Here is a 17,945-nt window from a genome sequence, read left to right as displayed (position 1 = left end):
GGGGTCTCGTCGTGCCGGACGAAGAACGCTGCGGCATGGCGGCGGCAGCGAGGCATGACGACCCGCGCGGGGAGACCCGGGGGCGGAACCGCCCGGGGGGCTTGAGGAGCGAGAGATCCCTACGCGAAGGCCGCCGGCAGCGCCCGCCCGGGGGCTCGGGGCCGGGTGCGGCCGGCGGCGTCGGGATCGCGCTGGGGCAGGAAGGCGGTACGTTGCTCGCGGTCGCGGATGGCCGTCCGTACCCGGTGCCGGGGCTGGGCGGGCACGGAGCGCGCGCTGATCAGGGCGCAGACGACGAGCGCGGAGCCCGCGGTGGCGGTGGCGGTCGCGGCGAGCGCGACGGCGGCGGAGAGACCGCCCGCGTCGAGGAGCAGGAACTCGGCGAGGAGGAAGATCAGGAGCACGGCGGGGCGCAGCAGGCGCAGCGCGCTGCGGACCATATACCTGCCTCCTCCGTTTTCCGCTCCGTCCACCACGTCCTCTTCGTTATACACGATGCCCTGTCGGCACCGAGTCGTACAGAAGAAGGACGATGCCCCTGAGGCACCCGGCGACGGCCGGAGGGACGGCGGGGAGAGCCCCGGGAACCCGCTCCGCGGGACTCCGCGCCCCCGCCCGTCCGACCCGCCCCCCGCGCCCTGTCCCCTTGCCCTCCACCCCCGCCCGGTACGGCAGTACGGTGTGGACCATGCGCCCCGACATGCTGCCTGCCGACCACACCGCGGAAGCCGAGCGCCTGCTCCGCACCGCCGAGCGGTACCCCGAGGACCACGAGCCCCTGCTCCTCCGGGCGGCGGCCCACCTGGAACTCGCCGGCGACCGCGAACGCGCCACCGGCCTCTACGACACCCTCCTCGCGGCGTCCCCGGAACACCTCCACCTCGTCAAGGCGCTCCAGGCCGCCAACCTGTGGGAGTACGGCCACGAGGCGGAGGCCCGCGCGATCATCGAAGGAGTGCGCACCGCGGCCCCGCTGGACCCGGCGCCCTGGGAGATCGTCGCGGAGACCCTGGAGTCCCACGACGAGCTGGAGGCGGCCCACGACTCGTTCACCAGCGCCCTGAACCTCCTCCTCGCCCCGGGCGAGGACGTCCCGTACCCCACCCACTCCCTCCTGATCGGCCGCCACCGCGTACGCCGCCTGCTGGGCCTGGACCACGACACCTGGGACGCCCTGGCCGACCGCGTCAACCCGGCGGCGGTCCCCCTGGACGAACTCCACGACCCGAAACGCCTCTGGTCCCTGGGCTCCGACAACCCCGCCGAGCTCCAGGCCGAGATCACCCGCCTCCGCGCCGAACTGGGCTCCTACCGCACCGCACTGTCCCGCCCCTTCCCGGTGGCGCTCCTGCACTGGCCGGCCGGGGAACTGGCCGAACTCCTGGCCGCGTACCCCACCCTCACCACCGAGTACCCCTCGCACGAGGCACACCTGGCCCACGTGGAATCCGCCCTCCGCGACCTCGCCGCCACGGGCACCCCCAACCTGGGCATCGTCACGGCCACGGTCCCCTCGTACGAAGCCTTCGCGGCCTCGGAACAGTCCTCCCCCACCCAGCCCACCCTGCTCCCCCTGTACGCCACCACCCTCGCCGCCCGAGGCCGAGCCACCCCGTGGCCCCCGTCCCGCAACGCGGCCTGCTGGTGCGGCTCGACGAAGGCTTACCGGGACTGCCACGGCGGCGCGTAACCACGCCCGAAGGGCACGCGGAGCATCTTGAGTCTCCGGGATGTAACGACCGACGCCGACACCGAACGTCACTCAACGTGACTCTCTCATCATGGACCGAAACAACGCCGAAAATGGGACACTGAGCTATATGCGCGCCGCACTCCCGTCCAGCCCTGGCGTCTCGGTCCGGATGAGCAGGCAGACCAACCAGGACACCGGTGCCGAACGGGCAGTGCGGCAACTTCTCCATGCCTCCGGATACCGCTACCGGACCCACTATCCAGTGCCGGGCATGCGCAGACGCAAGATCGACATCGCGTTCACCCGTGCCAGGTTGGCGATCCTCATCGACGGCTGCTTCTGGCACGGCTGCCCGGAGCATGCCACCAGCCCCAAAGCGAACGCGGAGTGGTGGCGGAGGAAGCTCGATCGCAACATCGAGCGGGACCAGGAGACAAACGCGCAGTTGCGGTCGGAGGGGTGGACGGTTCTGCGCTTTTGGGAACACGAGTCACCGGAGGCCGTGATGCGTCAGGTGGCCGCGGCTGTCGAACAGGAGAAGGCAAACAGGCGGAAATGATCCACGGAGGGCGGGGCCGGTGAGCGGACTGCGATTCGTCGACGTGTGCGCGGGCGCGGGGGGATTGGCTTTGGGGCTGGAGCACGCGGGCTTCGAACCCGTACTGCTCCTGGACAAGAACCCTGCGGCCTGCGCCACCCTGCGCGGGAACCGCCCGGCTTGGCAGGTTCTGGAGACGGACCTGCTGGACTTCTCCCCTTCGAGGTATCAGGAGATCTACGACGTGGATCTCCTGTCGGCCGGACCGCCCCGGGTGAGGTCGAGCGCGACCGTCACGCGCACCGAGACCGAGGCCGAACTGCGCTTGCTGGAAGCAACGGTCTACCTGGCGCACGCCGTCCAGCCTCGCGCTCTGGTCATCGAGAACGTACCGGGGCTGCTGAGCGCACCCGGCTTCGCGTCGATACGCGACCTCATCGGCAACGAGCTGAGTCATCTCGGCTACCGGTTCCGGTGGTTCCTTCTGAACGCGGCCGACTTCGGGGTCCCCCAGAGCCGAAAACAAGGAGTGCTCGTGGCGCTCAGGAAACAGTATTTCGACGCGTTCCGCCCACCGGAGCCAACGGTGCACGAGCATCTGTCCGTAGGTCGAGCCCTCCGCCGCTCCATGGCCGCGGGCGGTTGGCGGGACGTCGACCGGTGGGCGGCCCAGGCACTCAGTGTGGCGCCGACCTTGGTGGGCGGGTCGGACCGGCGAGGTGGCGCGGACCTCGGACCGACCGGAACAAGGAAGGCCTGGGCCCGGATGGGGGTGGACGGGAGCAGCGTGGCCGACAACGTTCCCGGCGCGGACTTCACCTGGGCACCTGAAGCCGGGCGGCGCGGAATGGTGCGGATCACGACGGATCAGGCCGCGCTCCTGCAGGGGTTCCCGTCCGATTGGAGGTTCGCCGGGAGGAAGACGGCACGTTACCGTCAGGTCGGGCATGCCTCCCCACCCCCCGTGGCCAAGGCGCTCGGGCTGGCGATCCGAGCGGCATTGGCGTCACCCGTAACCCCCGTCTCCCGTTACACTCAAACCCCATGAACAGCCCGGAACCAAAGGTTCACCACCTCGACGAAATCCGGATTCTGGACCTTTTCGCAGGTCCCGGTGGACTCGATGTGGCCGCGCATTTTCTGGGCTTCAAGAGCATCGGGATCGAGTGGGACCGGAACGCGTGCGAGACCCGCTATGCCGCGGGCCTGCCGACGATTCACGCCGATGTGAGCGTTATGCGCACGAGTCGCTTCGACGAGATCCCGCAATCGGTCGACGTCCTGGCCGGTGGGCCACCCTGTCAGTCCTTCTCCATCGCGGGCAAGGGCAAGGGACGGCGAGCGCTGAACGAGGTGCAGGAGTTCATCCACCGTCTTGTGGACGGGGAAGACGAGGCGAAGATCGACGAGGACCTGCGCGCCCTCGACGACTCGCGCACCGCCTTGGTGCTGGAGCCCCTTCGCTGGCTCCTCAAAGCGATCGAAACAGACGGACGTGATCCGTACAAGGTGATCGTTCTGGAGCAGGTGCCCGCGGCCCTGCCCCTCTGGGAGGTCTACGCGAAGCTTCTGCGCAGCGGCGAAGGACGGCTCAACGGAGTCAAGTACGAGGCGGAATGCCGACAGTTGAAGACAGAGCAGTTCGGGGTCCCGCAGACACGTACACGAGCCGTACTCGTCGCCCGACGCCCGGGGCATGGAGCCATCGAACCGCTTGAAACCACCCATCTTCCCTTCGACCTGCTTCGTGGGAAGCGCGATGCCTCTCAGCCGGACCTGTTCTCGGCCGATTCCGACGTCTCCGAGGGCACGCGGCCCTGGGTCTCCATGGCGGAGGCTCTCGACGCGGCGAGCAAGCTGAAGGGTTCGCCGGTGGACGTGTCCCGGCTCCGGGCGGGAGGCAGGATGAAGTTCTTCGTCGTCTCGAACTACGGCTCCGGGGGCGACCCGAAGAATCGAGGCCGGCGTCTGTCGTCCGAGCCCGCCTTCACGGTCACCGGGAAGATCTCCCGGAACAAGGTGTACAGGTCCGCGGAGGAGTACGAGGCGGCCAGGTCCGACCGGTTCACCATCCCCGAGTCGGGGGTTCTGCAGACCTTCCCGCACAACTTCCCGTGGTCGGGCAAGGACCAGGCGCAGCAAGTGGGCAATGCGGTGCCACCCCGGCTGGGCATGCACGTGCTCAGCCGGGCGCTACGCGGGAACGCTCCCTCGGACGGGGAGTTGGCTGCCTCCGTCACCTGGCCCGATGTGCCCCCGGCCACCACGGCCGAGCTGCGCGCCATCGGTTGCGGCGATCAGGGCCGATGCCCACCGGACTCACACAAGGTCACTCGTTCTCATCAGGAGCCCGCCCCCTGACCGGTGCGTCCGCGAAAAGGTCCTCGAAGAGGGCGACCAGCCGCTGTATCACCTCTTCCGGGACGCGCTCCTCCTCCGGTCCCTCAGGAAGGCTGTTACGGGGAGACGGACCGGCGGACTCGGCCCCCGCGATCCAGTCCCGCAGGGAGTCACCGTCGTGCTCCAGGTCCGGGGCGATGACGTCGTACATCAGAGTGGCCGCAGCGGCATTGACCGCGGGCGTCAGTGCGTTGACCTCGCGACCGGTGCGCACGACCCCTTTCTCGATGAGCCTGACGAGGGCGAGAGCGGTGGGGCGGTGATCGATGATGTCCAGCCGTAGAGCCGAGTTGAGCATGTCCTGACTACCGCAGGCCACGACGGCGGGGCGGTAGTCCGAGCCGTCACGGAAGAGCTCGGCCGCCCACCAGAGGCGTGCGAACGCCTGCTTGTAATGCGGGCCGGCGAACTTGTCCCGGGCCACTCGTCCGGGCGTGCCGTCGGCCTTCGGCTCGGACAGATGCCGCCAGACGACATAGTCCGGAGCCACCCCGAGGGCCAGATACGTCCAGATTCCCTTCTCGGCCGCCTCCCGGCGGGTCAATCGCAGAGTCTCGTGCAACCGCGGGGCCAGCCAGGCGTCGGCCGCCGTGGGACGCTCGCCCTGGAACTTCGCCAGGGCGTGGTCGATCAGATCTCGTATCCGTTGCAGGCCCAGTCGTGCTTCGCCGTCGGACAGCGGCTCGGCAACCTTGTTCAACGCGATGGAAGGAACGTCGTCGCGTCCCTCCAGCAGCCCCGCGGAAATGTACTCCGCGGCCTGTACATCGGAGAGCAGAGCAAATCGCTCCGGGAGGTACTCGGGGCGGGAAGTCACGCGCGGGTCTCCTGGTCGAGTCGTTCGATGTCACGGACAGTATCGGCCAGGGCCCTGGGGACCTCGGCACGGCGGGAGGCCGCGTATTGGATGCGCGGTTGCAGGTCCGCCCAACTCCCATCACCCGTACGTCGGATGTGGACCTCACGGAGAGCGTCCTCCACCGATCGCCCGGGAACGATGTCCGGCAGCATTTCGCGGAGCACCTCGCCGCGCCAGTCCGGCGGGAGGAGCGGCGTCCCGTCGTCCTCGATCTCCAAGTCGCCGATGGCGGTGTGAAAGACCGCGGTCCACACATCGGTGCCCATCTGGGCCAGCAGTATCTCTCGTACGACGCCCTCCACCTTCGAGCCTTGGCCGTCCACCAGCGCCACGAGGCCCTCGAAATCCGAGTTCAGCCGGACGACGGGCATCCGGCCCGCGGTGTCCAGGATCCAGGGGGCGTCCCGGAAGCTGCGCAACCACTCGGCGCTGCGGGCGAAACTGACCGCGCTCAGGTCGATCTGGCGATGCCTGAGCGGGGCGTCGGCCGTCATGTCGACCAGCCACTCCTTGTCAGTGGAGGCGATGACCCGCCCTTCGACACCGCCCACGGTCGCCACCACGTGCACGACGAGGGACGCACGGTCCAGGTGGTCGTCCCGGTCGAGTTCGATCTCCCCCGACCACTCCCGCCCGCCCACCACATCGGGCGTCAACCGTGCGACCGTACGCGTGTTGGTGGCGCCCTCCGTCAGAACGGCGACGACCGTGACATCGGACCAGTGGCCCTTCGTCTCGATCTCACGCGCCGGTACGGTCGCGGTCAGGGTGAGCCGTGCGGTCTGCCAGTCGTCGCGCTCGGCCCTGCCGAGCGCCACCACCTGCTCGACGACCGAATACCCCCTGGTGTCCATCTGCTCCCGATGGTCGCCGGGGCCGCTCAGCCGGACGGCCGTGACGCGCGACGTCACCGGGCCGGTCGGCCGCTCGTAGGGATAGGCCCTCACTCGACATCTCCCTTGCTCTCCTGCAGTTCGACGACGAGCCCCGTCAGCGCGGCTCGCACCGGGTGCGTGGACGCATCCGTGACGCCCCGAAAACTGGCGCGGCGGACCCCCGGAGGGAAATACAGCATGCCGTCGGAGACCTCGCAGTTGCTCACGGCCACGAGTTCGGCCCACTTGACCACAGGGCGGGTGCCGGAGCGCACGTCCAGCTTGGCGACGGGGCTCATACGCCAGCGATCTCCCCCCGGCGACACCTTGACCTCAGCGGTGACCTGCCACGCGCCGGAGACATCGACGACGGCCTTCAGCTCGTCCAGTTTCGGCGGCGTCACCGTCCCCCTGGCCTTGGCGGCGGGCCTGCCCGAGAGATTGAACCGCTTGCTCGACCTGCTCGTGCCGCTCCGCTTCCTCTCCTGGGGAATCGCTACGAGTCCGCGCACGGCTTTGTTGGTCTCGGTGGTCAGCGCCGCGATCCGCCGATGGGCCGAGGGCGAATAGCGCATCCGCAACTCCTCGTTCTGCCCCCACTTGTTGTGCTCCGGTGGCTCGGACGAGCGGAGGAACTCCTCGGCCTCGGCGCCGAACGGCGCGTCGTCCCCCGCCGCAAGTCCCACGAGCAGAACGGCCTGGAACGGGTTGGTCCCCACGGGGATATCGGGCACCGAACTGGTCTTGACCGTCATGCGATTGCCACGCATCGCGGTTACCTGGTTGATCCTGCCGTCCTGGTCGGTGGCCTCGGTGACGAGCAGTACCGCCTGGTGCTCGCCGGCCGTACCGGCGATCCTGTCCTTTTCGGGAACCTTCAACGGCACCTTGACCAAGGCCACTTGGCCCGCCTCCGTGAGACGGTCCACTGTGGTGCCGCTCAGGAAGGCGCGCAGAGCGCGCGAGCGCGCGGGCTGATGTACGTGGGGATCGACCTGCTCCTCCGCGAGAACCTCCACACCGTTGCGCAGCGTCCGAACCGACGCCTCCAGCAGTGGCCTGCGGTCGCCGCCCGCTGTCATGGCGGCCCAGAAGTTCCGCCCGAGCGCGTGAACCAGCCTCCGGTGCATGCGCTCCAGGCTGTCGTCGTCGTCCATGTCCCCTTCCTGATCCCGTCCTTCCCCTGCGAGGCCGGCAACGTCGTGGGCTCCGACGATCAGGAAGGACGTGCCGGGCTCATCGCTCGCGCGGGTGAGATACAGGTTCTCGACCGTGTCCTCGTCGGCCCACCAAGAGCGGACGACCTCCGCATTGTCGGACTCCGTGTCCGGCAGCCCCAGCCAAGCGGGACCGGCGAACCTCTTTCCTTCCACCTCGCGCCAGGGAAGGTCGAGGCGCCCGATCAACCGCCGGCGCGTGTGTCCCTCGTGCGGTTCGGAGAGCGTGGAATTCATGAGGACGAGCCCCAGACGGCTGGTCGACCAGAGCGTCGCCTTACCGAGCCCGTATGAACCGCCCGCTGCGGCATTCGACTTGTGGCTGTCGAGTTGCCGCCGCACGACGGCCGCGAACCGGCCGTCCTCATAATCGTCGCCGGTCAGCCCATTGGCGTTGTAATCGTCGACACGCAGAAGAACCAGTCGATCTCGCTCGGTCATTTCTCGCAGACCGGCGCTGATGACGCGTCCGACCTTCTGGTCCTGGGCGGCGGCGGACTCATAGTGGGGGTGCAAACCGTCCCAATGGATCGCGGCACGGAATCGTGCCAGCGCGTCACCGGACAGTTCATGCAGTGTGTAACGGACTTCGACCGGACGGTCACTCCTCCGGTCTCGCTCGTCCAGGCTGTTCTGGGTGGCTTCACGGGCGAGAACCTCCAAATCGGCCTCGAAGGCGAAGGCCGCCGCATTACCGAACTCCCGCCCACCGTCGTCGTGTCCGGGACGGTGATACCAGACGGCCGGTGTCTCCACGGGTTCCCTCCGCCGTACCGGACCGACCGCCGGCTCCTGCCCGTTTCCGCCCCAGTCCCCAAGGATCTCCCGCACCTTGGTCACATGGTCCGGACTCGGAACGGAGCGACCTTGGAGCCAGGCCTCGACCAGCGCCCGGGGCACCTCCAGACGGTGCGCCAGTTCGCTTTCGTCGATCCCGTTCCCCCTCATTCGCTCGGCCAACCATCGATCGAACTCCGTGCCGTTCACGGCCACCGTTCCCTCTTTCCCCTCTGAACCGCTCTCTGCCCCCGGTACGTCGGTGCGGCCGTTCGGCAGCGACTCGCCGGCGGCCTCCCGCGCCACCTGTCGGGCTGCGTTCCGCCGACGGCGTTCCGCGTCCTCGTCGTCGGGCTCAAGGCCCATCTGGATCCTCAGATCCTTGAGCGCACGCTTCTCGATCTGCCGGATGCGTTCGCGTGTGACCCCGATCCGCTTACCGATTCCATCCAGTGTCCAGGGTGTCCCGTCGACGAATCCAAATCGCAGCAGAAGAATTTCACGCGTTCTCTTCGTGAACACACAGGCGTCGAAGGTCTGTATCAGCTCCTGGCGCTCGAATGCGGCCCGAAGCATTTGTTCCGGACCCGGCACCGGACGGCACGTGTCGACGACCAGATCCCCGAGGGTCACGTTCTCGCCGACGGGCCGTTCGAGCGAAAGAACCATACGCCGACTCAGGTCCCGATACGTCATCACCTTTTCGGGATCGAGTTTGCAGGCCAATGCAAGATCGTCCACATTGGGTATCCGACCCTGGTCGAGAAAAGCCCTCTCCGCTTTCCGCACTTTTTCGACATGGTTCCAGATGTGGACCGGAAGACGGATCGCCGCCTCTTCGTTGACCACAGCCCGGGTGATTCGCTGCCGAACCCACCAGGTGGCGTAGGTGGAGAACTTGCATCCCAGAGAAATATCGAACTTCTCCACAGCACGGATGAGACCTATCATGCCGTGCTGCAGAAGATCGTCGTACATCGGGTTTTCCGGCCCGCGTCCCAAACCGCGGAGAATCTTATGAACGAGAAGCTGATTGTGCGCGACCATGGCGGACACGGCTCTGTACGCCTCGCCGTCACGTGGAAGCGCCGCCAGATAGCCGTCGGGCAGGGGCTTCGACGGCTCTCCGGCTCCCCGGAACAGGAGGCAAAGTCCCACCTCCTCCTCCGCGCTCAGCAGGCGTCGGTGCGGATCCGCTCTTCTGCGGTCGACTTCGAGCACCTTGAGCGCGGCACGCCGGGCCGCTCCCAGGTCGGCGACGCGCACGGTCCCTCGGAACGATTCCGGGTCGGGGCCCTCTTCTTCCCCTTCCCCGTCATCGTCATCGTCATCGTCATCGGGGACATTCAGGCCATCGACGTACTCGTCGGTGTCCGCCCGATGGCCGACAGTCACACTCTGCGAAGAGTCCGGCTCGTCCGGCTCGTCTTCGGCCATTTCGACTTCCACCTCTGCCGCGGTCACCGCCCGGTACAAGGTCGAGGTCTCCTGCGCGTCGAGGCGCGCGGCCTTCATCACCTGTTCCAGAGCCGTTCGACGGTCGACTCCCTCGGCCGTGAATCGACGTACGAGACGGACGAGCAGGTCCCACCCGGCTTCGTTCATCGGTCTGCCAGCCCGGTCGTCAGACTCCCTGGCCATCACACTTCCGCCCCCCACGCACCACTCGCCGTAGCCCCCGCCCCGTAGTCCATCACTCATCGAGGAGTCGCGGCCAGCACTTCCTCACGAGTTTCGTACCGCGAGATCCATCACCGGTATCTTAAAGAGCCGAGGGTGTGACCATGGGGAGAGTGGATGCGGATCATTCCGAGCGAGATCTCGAACAACACCAGAAGCCAGGCCGAGCGCAGTGTGTTCGCAGCCCTCAAGGCGATTCCGGACGACGAGAGCGTCGCGCTGCACTCGGTTCATCTTCCGCGGCACCGCAGGAAACGTGTCGGCGAGATTGATTTCGTTGTCATCATGCCGGACCTCCTGCTCTTCATCGAGGTCAAGGGCGGTCAGGTCCAACAGCGCGACGGGAAGTGGTACTACGGCCCGCCCGGTCGCGAAGACGGGCCCAAGGAGAGCCCTTTCGCCCAGGCCAACGGAGGGATGCACGAGTTCGACCGCGAGATCGGCGTGCTGGTCGGCAACTTGAGGGACCATGGCGTCCCCAGCGGCTACTTGGTGATCACTCCGGATGTCGATATCCCCCGCACGACGGAGTTCGAGCCCCAGCAGTATCTGAGCGCCACCGCCTACGACGGTGGACGCGGTCTTGCGCAGGGCATCGAGCGGGCGACCCGGTTCTGGTCGGCCCAGAACCGTTGGGCCCGGACCCCCGTCTCCGCCGCCCTGCGCAAGAGGATGCTCGAAGCGGTCCGCCCCGACTTCGACCTCGTACCCAACCTGCACTCCCGACTGACGCATCTCGAGGCGGCCTTCGAACGTCTCACCGACGAACAGCTCGCCAGGCTGGACGATTTGGAGTCCAACGCACGCCTCATCTGGACCGGCGGCGCCGGTACCGGAAAAACGTTCCTTGCCGCCGAGGCCGCTCGCCGAAAGTCCACGACCGGCAGTGTCCTGTTCACCTGCGCGAGCACCACGCTCGCCACCCACATGCGCCAAGTCCTCGCCGACCACGCCGTCACCGTCCTGCCCTTCGAGCGACTGGACGAGGTCGGAAACCGCACCTTCGACTACCTGATCGTCGACGAGGCGCAGGATCTGATGACCCTCGACCGTCTCGGAGTCCTGGAGAACCTGGTCTCGGGCGGCCTCGACGAAGGCCGATGGATCTTCATGCTCGACCAGAACAACCAGGTCCTGACTCCCGATGCCTACGACCCCGAGGCATGGGAGTATCTGCGCCCGCTCGGCATGCCGTACGGCCCTATGAGGCGCAACTGCCGCAACACCGTGCAGATCGTCAAACAGGTCCATCGCTACACCGGGGCGGATCTGGGTGTCGCCTCCGCCGGCGAGGGAGAACCGGTCCGCTTCGACGACGCGCGCACACCCCAGGAGGAGGCCACCGCTCTCGACTCCTACGTGAGCGAGTTGGTGCGGGAGGGTGTCTCTCTGCGGGACATCACCGTACTCTCCGCCTCCGGGAAGTGGGAGACAAGTTCGGCCCGGTTCTCCCAGCGTGCCGGCAAGATCGAGCGATTCGCCGACGTGGTCGGAACGGACCGGACGAAGCACCGGCTCACCTGGTCGTCCGTCTCCGATTTCAAGGGTCACGAGAACCGTGTCGTCTGCCTGATCGACCTCGACCCCGACCATCTCAAGGGCCGGCTCGACACCCTCTACGTCGCCTGGACCAGGGCCCGTGCGCAACTCTGGATCGCCTGCGGCCCCGACACCCGCCACATGCTCAAGGATCTCGGCATGGCTGTCCTGATGCGGGAGGAGGGCCTCCGGTGAACGAAGCGGAATCACGGCTCTCCGAGCACCGCAACGACTTCGTTGCCTATCTGCACCGGCAGTTGGTCGGTCCGGCTGTCGCCGAGGACGAGTCCCTCAGCGACCCTCCGGACCGCCGCTATCTGATGGGGACGTTGCATCCGCGTGGAGCCTCGCTGTTGGAGCACTCGCAGCAGGAAGGCGAACAGGACTTCGGCGAATCAGCAGCGGGAAACGGCGAGGAGGACAGCTTCGCCGACGACCCCGTGGCCGAGGCGAACGCGTGGCTTCCGTCGTCGCTCGGCTTCTCGTTCTTCACCAACGCGCCCCAACTGGAGGTGACCTGCGCGGCGTCGCGCTACCTGACGTCCCGCGAGGGCGGGCGTCGTCATTGGCAGAGGCAGCCGCGACTCTCCACCACGAAGACCGTCACGGCGGATGACACGGCCCCGATCCCCGTTCTGGAGGAACACGGTCGTCTCCACGTGCGGTGGCGCCCCTTCGGCGCCGGGCATCTTGTCACGTGTGTCCTCGCCAACGCGCACGACGAGGAGGAGAGCACCCACAAGGACCGCGATCTCATGCTCTTCCAGGCCGAACTGCGGGCGACGACGCTCGGCGGACAGGTGTTGGAGTATCCGAGCACCCGTCTCAACAGCCGGGACGAGGAGGAGCAGGAGCTTCGGGTCCAGTACCGGCACATCGTCACAAGGGCAGTGGGGCACGGATGCGCCGTCGAGTGGGACACCGAATCCGCCCCGGTCACCACCGTACGGGCGCAGGTCATGCCCCAGCAGGTGGTCGAGCACATCAAACCCGACGGTCCCAAGGACCTGCCGGTGCTCAACCTCGCGCGTCTGTCCCGGACCGATCTTGCGATGGAGGACCTACGGACCGAACTTCAGGGCTTCGTCCAGGGGTATCGCACATGGTTCGAGACCCAGCAGGCGCAGGCCGAGAATGTGCAGCAATGGGCCGCCAAACCCACCGCACGCATCCTCGGCCGCATCGAAACCGCACTTGACCGTATGGCGTCGGGGGTGGCCGCCCTCACCTCGGCGACATCCTCGGGAGAGAAAGCACGCGAAGCGTTTCGTCTGTCCAACCGGGCCATGGCACTCCAGATGCTCCACAGCCGCCCGGAACTCGCGGGCAGCCGTCGCCGCAGGAACAGTGACGTGGTCGAGCTGTCCGAACCCGGGGGCGACTACGCGTGGCACCCGTTCCAACTCGCCTACTTTCTTCTCGTGGTCGAGGGGTTGATGTACCCCGAGCACGACGATCGCAAGACGGTCGACCTCATCTGGTTTCCCACCGGCGGAGGCAAGACCGAGGCGTATCTCCTCACCGCCTGCTTCGAAATCCTCTGGCGCCGTCTGCGGTTCGGTGCCCTTGGAGGCGGGACCGCCGTGCTGAGCCGGTACACCCTGAGCCTGCTCACCACACAGCAGTTCCAGCGCACGGCGACGGCCGTGTGCGCACTGGAATACATCAGAAGGGGAAAGGACGGGCCGCTCCTCCATGACCTCGGAGAGGAGCCCATCTCCATCGGGCTCTGGGTCGGCCAGGAGACGACTCCCAACAAGATCTCCGTCGCGCAGGACGAACTCGGGGCCCTGAAGCAGATGAACGAACCCGATGACCGCTTCCTACTGGAACGTTGTCCCTGGTGCGGCACCGAAATCGTCCCGGTACGAGCGGGGCAGGAGAAGGATTTCGGCATCCGCGCCGATGGCGTCACCACGTCGTTCTTCTGCCCGCGCGACACGTGCGACTTCCACGATCTGCTCCCCGTGTCCGTCGTGGACGAACAGATCTACCGGGAACCTCCGACGTTCGTGCTGGGCACGGTGGACAAGTTCGCCCGCCTCGCGTGGGAGCGGGAGGCGGGGAACCTCTTCGGCAAGGGCGGCAAGCGCGCACCCTCGCTGGTGATCCAGGACGAGTTGCACCTGTTGGCGGGCCCGCTGGGGACAACGGTCGGTCTCTACGAGTCGGCCATCCTCGAACTGTGCGCCTGGGGCGGCACCACTCCGAAGGTCATCGCGTCGACGGCGACCATCCGACGCTCACAGGACCAGGTGCGCAGCCTCTACGGTCGGCCGGCACAGCTCTTTCCCCCGGCGGGAATCAAAGCCGGCAGGTCCTACTTCGCCTCGCCCGACGAGGACAGGCCCGGCAGGCTGTATGTGGGCGTGATGGCACAGGGACACACCGCCTCGACCTCGACCGTCCATGTGGGAGCCGCCGCGTTGCAGGCCCCGAAGGAAATCTGCGAGGACGACACGCTCCGCGATGCGTACTGGACCGCGGTCGCCTATCACAACAGCCTGCGGGAGCTCGGACGCACCGTCACGATCGCGAGGGACGACATCCCTGCTCGTCTTGAACATCTGACGAAGGACGACACACTACGGCGCGAGCTGAACGACGAGTCGGTTGTGGAGCTGACCAGCAACATCCCCCGTGCCGCTCAGCCCCGGCTCCTCGAACGTCTGGGCAAGCACTTCAAGAGTCGCGACAGCGTATCCTTCCTCGCTACCACGAACATGCTCTCCGTGGGTGTCGACGTCCCGCGACTCGGTCTCATGCTCATGAACGGGCAGCCCAAGACGACGTCGGAATACATTCAGGCCACCAGTCGCGTCGGCCGTCGACACGTGCCGGGCCTGATCGTCACACTCTTCCGTTCGACCAAACCCCGCGACCGCTCCCACTACGAGTCGTTCGGCGTCTACCACCGCTCGCTCTATCGGCACGTCGAACCGACCAGCGTCACACCATGGTCCATGCCCTCTCGCAACCGAGCACTCCACGCGGTGCTCACCATCCTGGTACGACACGGGATCGGCCTGGACGCGGAGGACAAGGCCGGGGACATCGTCCACCACGAGTCCGAGGTCGCGCGGGTCCGCGACCTCGTGGTGAACCACGTACGGCGAGCCGACCCGGAGGAGGCCGACGCCGCGGCGGAGCAGTTGGACTCGCTGATCGAGGAGTGGTGGCAGGAAGCCGAGATCGCGCGTGGCGACGGCAGCCATCTCCACTACCAGTCCCAGGGGCGCTCGCACTCCGCGCTCCTCCGGGACTTCGGCACGCGGGACGGCGTATGGGAGACGGCCCAGTCAATGCGCAATGTCGATCGCGAGTGCCTCGTCGCCGTGAAGGGAGCGTGAGCGCGATGAGAAATCTTCGACGGAAGGTCCGCAGGGCGCAGACAATCGTCCCGTTCGGCGTCGGCGGAATCCTCGACCTCCGAGGCGAATCGTTCGTCGCCGGAGACATCAGAAGCTGGTCGAGACATGCGGACCTGGTGGAGTCTCCTCGCCTGGCGAAGAAACTGAGGGTCACGCAGTTCCGCTCGGCCCCCGTCATCCCCTCCGGCAAGGCTGCCTACACGTCCCGCGTCGGTCCCTCGTATGTGCGATTCCCCAAGTGGCTCTTCTGCCCGAAATGCAGGGAAATGAAGCTCTGGACCACGAATCGCGAGGTGAGGGACAGACAGCCGGCCTGCGGGCGGTGCACGGGAATTTCGGCGCTGGCCCCGATGCGTTTCATCCAGGTGTGCAGGGCCGGCCACATGGCCGACATCGACTGGCACCGATGGGCCCACTCCACGAGTGAAGGGCATGCGCAGCGCCAATGCCAGGCGAATCGGCTGCGGTTCGTCGCCACACCTCAATCCTCCGGGCTCGACGCCCTGCGCGTCGACTGCTCCGTCTGTCGCGCCGGGCGCAATCTGGCGGGAATCAGCCAGAAGAACATCCTGCAGAAGATGGGCCTCTCCTGCCCGGGGACCCACCCTTGGAACTCCGAGACCGATGAGGCGGATTCCTGCGAGGAGACACCGCAGGCGGTACAGCGCGGCGCCTCGAACGTCTATTTCCCGATCACGCACTCGGCGCTCGACATTCCCGAACCCTCAAGTCTCGCCGAGGATGACGAAGCGACCCAGAACATCGCCGACCATCGCTTCTGGCCGCTCTACATCGAAGAAGGCGACAGCCCGATCGGCGATCGCATCAGGGAGACCATCGCCCAGGAATGCGAGGTCCCGGAGCAATTCGTGGAATCTGTACGACGCCGCCACACCGAAGAGATCGCCGCGACATCGCACCCGGATCATTCGGAGGACGACCTGAGCATCGCCGAATGGACGGCCCTTTCCGTACCAGGATCCGTCGCCAACTCAAATACCTTCTCCGTACGTCGAACCCGTCTCGGAATCGACGAGGACGCCCCTGAATCGATGCGGAAACTGGCCACGGACATCTCCACGGTGGTCGTCGCGGACCGAGTGCGCGAGGTGCGCGCGCTCGAAGGGTTCACCCGGTACGAGCCCGGCTCCGGCGACGGCGACGGGCCCGAGGGCGGACGCGTCGTATCGGTCAACACGCATGCCCGCCCTCAATGGCTGCCTGCCGTGGAGACCTACGGCGAAGGAATCTTCATCGCCGTCGACGAGACACGTCTGAGCGCCTGGGAGGGGCTTCCAACGGTACGCAACTGGACGGAACGCATCGAACGCAACCTGGGTGCCTCGTACAAGGCCGATCGCCTCAGGGAGAAAACGGGGCCGAAACTCCTCCCCCGCTTCGTGATGCTTCACACCCTGGCCCATCACTTCATCCGCCAGCTCTCATACGACAGTGGATACAACGCGGCCTCGCTACGGGAGCGCGTCTACGCCCGGAGCCACGCCCCGGGCAGCGAGTTGCCGCCCCAGGCCGGGGTGTTCGTCTACACGGCCGCGGGGGACGCGGAAGGGACGCTGGGCGGGCTCGTCCGTCAAGGGCAGCCCCCCAACCTCGCCGAGACTCTGATCAGGTTGCTCGAATCCGCTCAGTGGTGCTCGCAGGACCCTCTGTGCGCCGACTCGACGGGCAGGTCGCTGGCGAACCTCAACCGCGCCGCCTGCCACGCGTGCACGCTCCTTCCCGAGACCTGCTGCGAGGTCGACAACTCCCTTCTGGACCGAACCCTGTTGATCGGTGACGGCCAGGTCCCAGGATTCTTCCAGGGGGTCATCCAGGCCGCCCTCGAGGAATCGGCCGGCGTCGTCGAGCTGTCATGAGAATTCCCTCCCTGCTGGATCTGAAAATCGAGCAACAGGCCACGATCGATCTCCCCTTCCACGGAAATCATGTCGTCACCGGCTCGGCGGGTTCCGGAAAGACCGTGTTGGCGATCTACCGTGCCTGGGCATTGACGGTGACCGGTCGCGACGTGTTCCTCTTCACGCACTCCAATCCACTCCATCAGTACCACGCCCAAGTCGCACCGGACCTCACGGAAGCGGTTAAGGTCAGCACCTACCATCGGTGGGTCAGATGCTTCTGGAACCGACACTTCGAAACCAATCCGCCGAGCACCGACGAGGAGGGATTCAGCTACGACTGGATCGAGATGCAACGACACTGCATCATGCGGGGCTTTAAGTCGAACGCACACCTTGTGATCGACGAGGGACAGAAACTTCCCGTCGCTTTCTACCAGTGGTGTCGGATCGTCGGCGTCGATGTCACTGTGTACGCCGACGAGAACCAGCGGATCGACGACGATCACAGCACCCTGTCCGAAATCCGCCGAGCCCTCGCCGTGGGCACCGCTCCACTCGCCCTGAGGGAGAACCACCGGAACACACGGGAGATAGCGACGCTGGCATCGGAGTTTCGCACGGACACCGGGAAGGAGAGTTGCTCACCGACGCGCGAAGGTCGAACCCCGACGATTCTACGAGTCCCCTCGCTGGAGTATCTCCTCAGCGGAGTGAACCAATATTTCATCGCGCATCCCCAGCGAAGTATCGGAATCGTCTGCAGATCGAAGCTTGTCCTGCGGGAAATCCAGAGCTCACTCACGAGACTCAAGCTCGCCAAGCACACCCAGGCATATGCGTCCGGCGACCGATACCGGGACACCATCGACTTCTCGACGCGTTCGATCCTGGTCGTGAACACCGCCAGCGTGAAAGGTTTGGAATTCGACAGCGTCTTCGTCCCCGACCTGGACGCGTACACCGAGGACCCGACCAGCGTGGAGGCGCGCCTTCGATTCTTCATGCTGTGCACTCGTGCCCGAGAAGACCTTTACTTCGCTTACCGGGGCCCGCAAGAGCCTCCCATCCTTTCGAGCGTCCCAGATTCATTGCTGTTCCGACACTCCGATTGATCGCCAACTCGAAACAACCGAT

12 protein-coding genes are annotated in these 17,945 nt (G+C 66.6%); 8 read left to right on the top strand and 4 right to left on the bottom strand.

Annotated features, from left to right (window positions below; translation table 11 throughout):
* Positions 1 to 119: 119 nt before the first annotated feature.
* Complete coding sequence (locus AB0P17_RS21085; protein WP_365813080.1) at positions 120 to 440, bottom strand: DUF6412 domain-containing protein; 321 nt, start codon at positions 438 to 440, stop codon at positions 120 to 122.
* Positions 441 to 688: 248 nt separating this feature from the next.
* Here AB0P17_RS21085 and AB0P17_RS21080 point away from each other — a divergent pair, with 248 nt between their 5' ends.
* The 4 genes from AB0P17_RS21080 (at position 689) to AB0P17_RS21065 (ending at position 4,592) form a co-directional block, all read left to right on the top strand.
* Entirely contained in the window at positions 689 to 1,690 is a 1,002-nt protein-coding gene (locus tag AB0P17_RS21080; protein ID WP_365813078.1) for an SEC-C metal-binding domain-containing protein, read from the top strand.
* A 130-nt stretch (positions 1,691 to 1,820) separates the two neighbouring features.
* Complete coding sequence (locus AB0P17_RS21075) at positions 1,821 to 2,252, top strand: very short patch repair endonuclease (RefSeq protein WP_365813169.1); 432 nt, start codon at positions 1,821 to 1,823, stop codon at positions 2,250 to 2,252.
* Positions 2,253 to 2,271: 19 nt separating this feature from the next.
* Positions 2,272 to 3,279, top strand: coding sequence for a DNA cytosine methyltransferase (locus AB0P17_RS21070; protein ID WP_365813076.1), 1,008 nt, complete (start codon positions 2,272 to 2,274; stop codon positions 3,277 to 3,279).
* Positions 3,276 to 4,592 (top strand): DNA cytosine methyltransferase, encoded by a 1,317-nt coding sequence (locus AB0P17_RS21065; protein ID WP_365813074.1) that lies wholly within the window; start codon positions 3,276 to 3,278, stop codon positions 4,590 to 4,592. The genes AB0P17_RS21070 and AB0P17_RS21065 overlap by 4 nt, the downstream gene beginning before the upstream one ends.
* On the opposite strand, the gene AB0P17_RS21060 is transcribed toward AB0P17_RS21065, so the two are convergent.
* Genes AB0P17_RS21060 through AB0P17_RS21050 form a run of 3 tightly spaced genes read right to left on the bottom strand, consistent with a single transcriptional unit; the run spans position 4,561 to position 10,000 of the window.
* Positions 4,561 to 5,448, bottom strand: a complete 888-nt coding sequence (locus AB0P17_RS21060) for a DUF6339 family protein (protein ID WP_365813072.1) — start codon at positions 5,446 to 5,448, stop codon at positions 4,561 to 4,563. The two genes, AB0P17_RS21065 and AB0P17_RS21060, sit on opposite strands and share 32 nt — an antisense overlap.
* Positions 5,445 to 6,437, bottom strand: a complete 993-nt coding sequence (locus AB0P17_RS21055; protein WP_365813070.1) for a hypothetical protein — start codon at positions 6,435 to 6,437, stop codon at positions 5,445 to 5,447. Before AB0P17_RS21055 ends, AB0P17_RS21060 begins: the two co-directional genes overlap by 4 nt.
* Positions 6,434 to 10,000, bottom strand: a complete 3,567-nt coding sequence (locus AB0P17_RS21050; protein WP_365813068.1) for a sigma-70 family RNA polymerase sigma factor — start codon at positions 9,998 to 10,000, stop codon at positions 6,434 to 6,436. The genes AB0P17_RS21055 and AB0P17_RS21050 overlap by 4 nt, the downstream gene beginning before the upstream one ends.
* Before the next feature lie 156 nt (positions 10,001 to 10,156).
* Here AB0P17_RS21050 and AB0P17_RS21045 point away from each other — a divergent pair, with 156 nt between their 5' ends.
* From AB0P17_RS21045 to AB0P17_RS21030, 4 genes are read left to right on the top strand one after another with little or no spacing between them, the layout of a single operon-like run.
* Positions 10,157 to 11,773 carry an NERD domain-containing protein gene (locus AB0P17_RS21045; RefSeq protein WP_365813066.1) on the top strand — a complete coding sequence of 539 codons (1,617 nt, stop codon included), beginning with the start codon at positions 10,157 to 10,159 and terminating at the stop codon, positions 11,771 to 11,773.
* Positions 11,770 to 14,928: a helicase-related protein gene (locus AB0P17_RS21040; RefSeq protein WP_365813064.1), complete on the top strand. Its 3,159-nt coding sequence runs from the start codon at positions 11,770 to 11,772 to the stop codon at positions 14,926 to 14,928. The genes AB0P17_RS21045 and AB0P17_RS21040 overlap by 4 nt, the downstream gene beginning before the upstream one ends.
* Positions 14,862 to 16,826, top strand: a complete 1,965-nt coding sequence (gene drmB / locus AB0P17_RS21035) for a DrmB family protein (RefSeq protein ID WP_365813062.1) — start codon at positions 14,862 to 14,864, stop codon at positions 16,824 to 16,826. The genes AB0P17_RS21040 and drmB overlap by 67 nt, the downstream gene beginning before the upstream one ends.
* On the top strand, positions 16,823 to 17,923 hold the full coding sequence (locus AB0P17_RS21030) for a hypothetical protein (protein WP_365813060.1): 1,101 nt from the start codon (positions 16,823 to 16,825) through the stop codon (positions 17,921 to 17,923). The genes drmB and AB0P17_RS21030 overlap by 4 nt, the downstream gene beginning before the upstream one ends.
* Positions 17,924 to 17,945: the final 22 nt, after the last annotated feature.

The organism is Streptomyces sp. NPDC088124 (assembly GCF_040685895.1).
Taxonomy (GTDB): Bacteria; Actinomycetota; Actinomycetes; order Streptomycetales; family Streptomycetaceae; genus Streptomyces.
The sequence above is the reverse complement of the archived record's forward strand: the minus strand, read 5'-3'. Positions and strand labels throughout refer to the sequence as shown.

Coding starts and splice junctions, on each gene's coding strand:
- AB0P17_RS21085 (WP_365813080.1), bottom strand. CDS start 440: ATGGTCCGCAGCGCGCTGCGCCTGCTGCGCCCCGCCGTGCTCCTGATC.
- AB0P17_RS21080 (WP_365813078.1), top strand. CDS start 689: ATGCGCCCCGACATGCTGCCTGCCGACCACACCGCGGAAGCCGAGCGC.
- AB0P17_RS21075 (WP_365813169.1), top strand. CDS start 1,821: ATGCGCGCCGCACTCCCGTCCAGCCCTGGCGTCTCGGTCCGGATGAGC.
- AB0P17_RS21065 (WP_365813074.1), top strand. CDS start 3,276: ATGAACAGCCCGGAACCAAAGGTTCACCACCTCGACGAAATCCGGATT.
- AB0P17_RS21050 (WP_365813068.1), bottom strand. CDS start 10,000: ATGGCCAGGGAGTCTGACGACCGGGCTGGCAGACCGATGAACGAAGCC.
- AB0P17_RS21045 (WP_365813066.1), top strand. CDS start 10,157: ATGCGGATCATTCCGAGCGAGATCTCGAACAACACCAGAAGCCAGGCC.
- drmB (WP_365813062.1), top strand. CDS start 14,862: ATGGGAGACGGCCCAGTCAATGCGCAATGTCGATCGCGAGTGCCTCGT.
- AB0P17_RS21030 (WP_365813060.1), top strand. CDS start 16,823: ATGAGAATTCCCTCCCTGCTGGATCTGAAAATCGAGCAACAGGCCACG.